General features: G+C 66.6%; 1 protein-coding gene. It reads left to right on the top strand.

Annotated features, from left to right (window positions below; all coding sequences use genetic code 11):
* The coding region (gene dnaE, locus OO71_RS45765) for a DNA polymerase III subunit alpha (RefSeq protein WP_033296404.1) at nucleotides 1-1,930 on the top strand (1,930 nt) is incomplete at both ends.

Genomic DNA, 1,930 nt, shown 5'->3' on the forward strand with positions numbered 1-1,930 from the left:
GGAGGTGCCGGGGGCGGCGGACAGCACGTTGTGGATCGCCGAGCGGGTCGAGTCGTATGAGGAGGTGTACACGCACAAGGACCGGATGCCGGTCTTCGACGTCCCCGAGGGCCACGACGAAGCCTCCTGGCTGCGGCAGAAGGTCGAGGAGGGGCTGCAGTGGCGGTTCCCCGAGGGCGTGCCCGACGGGTACCACGAGCGCTGCGCCTACGAACTCGACGTGATCGAAGGCAAGGGCTTCCCGGCGTACTTCCTCATCGTCGCCGACCTGATCCAGCACGCCCGTGAGGTCGGCATCCTGGTCGGCCCCGGCCGTGGGTCCGCGGCCGGCGCGCTCGTCGCGTACGCGCTCGGCATCACGAATCTCGACCCGATCCCGCAGAAGCTCCTGTTCGAGCGGTTCCTCAACCCCGAGCGCATGTCGATGCCCGACATCGACATCGACTTCGACGACCGCCGCCGCGGCGAGATGATCCGGTACGCCACCGAGAAGTACGGCGTCGACCGGGTCGCCCAGGTCATCACCTTCGGCACGATCAAGACCAAGGCGGCGATCAAGGACTCGGCCCGCGTGCACTTCGGTCAGCCGGGCTACTCGATCGCCGACCGGATCTCGAAGGCGCTGCCGCCGCCGATCATGGCGAAGGACATCCCGCTGTCCGGCATCGTCGACTCCAGCCACGAGCGCTACGCCGAGGCCGCCGAGGTCCGCACGCTGGTCGAGACCGACGACGAGTGCAAGACGATCTTCGACACCGCCCGCGGCCTCGAAGGCCTGATCCGCAACGCCGGCGTGCACGCCTGCGCGGTCATCATGTCGAGTGAACCGCTCACCGACGCGATCCCGGTCTGGCAGCGCGACGACGGGTCGATCATCACCGGATGGGACTACCCGTCGTGCGAGGCCATCGGCCTGCTCAAGATGGACTTCCTCGGCCTGCGCAACCTCACCGTCATCGGCGACGCGCTGGAGAACATCAAGGCCAACCGCGGCGAGGAGATCGACCTCGACCGGCTCGGCTTCGACGACCCGGAGGCGTACCAGCTCCTCGGCCGCGGCGACACGCTCGGCGTGTTCCAGCTCGACGGCGGCGCGATGCGCGACCTGCTGCGGCGCATGCTGCCCACCGGGTTCGAGGACATCATCGCGGTGCTCGCGCTGTACCGCCCCGGCCCGATGGGCATGAACGCGCACAACGACTACGCCGACCGCAAGAACAACCGGCAGCAGATCAAGCCCATCCACCCGCAGCTCGAGGAACCGCTGCGGGAGATCCTGTCCGAAACGTACGGCCTCATCGTGTACCAAGAGCAGATCATGCAGATCGCGCAGAAGGTCGCGGACTACACGATGGGACGGGCGGACACGCTCCGCCGCGCGATGGGCAAGAAGAAGAAGGAAGTCCTCGAGAAGGAGTACGAGGGCTTCGAGGAGGGCATGCGCTCCAGCGCGCTCGTCGACGGCGGGTTCTCGCCGGAGGCGGTCAAGGCGCTGTGGGACACGATTCTCCCGTTCGCCGGATACGCGTTCAACAAGTCGCACGCCGCTGCGTACGGCCTGATCGCGTACTGGACTGCGTACCTCAAGGCGAACTACACCGCGGAGTACATGGCGGCGCTGCTCACGTCGGTCGGGGACAACAAGGACAAGTCCGCGATCTATCTGTCGGAGTGCCGCCGGCTGGGGATCAAGGTGCTGCCGCCGGATGTGAACGAGTCGGCGATGCGGTTCGCGGCCGTCGGGAACGACATCCGGTTCGGGCTGGGTGCGGTGCGCAACGTGGGTGCGAACGTGGTCGAGTCGATCATCAAGACGCGTGACGAGAAGGGTAAGTACTCCTCGTTCACGGAGTTTCTGGACAAGTCGGAGCTGGTGGCTTGTAACAAGCGGGTGATCGAGTCGCTGATCAAGGCGGGCGCGTTCGATTCG

Origin of the sequence: Amycolatopsis jejuensis (assembly GCF_000717335.1) — a bacterium.
Classification (GTDB): Bacteria; Actinomycetota; Actinomycetes; order Mycobacteriales; family Pseudonocardiaceae; genus Amycolatopsis; species Amycolatopsis jejuensis.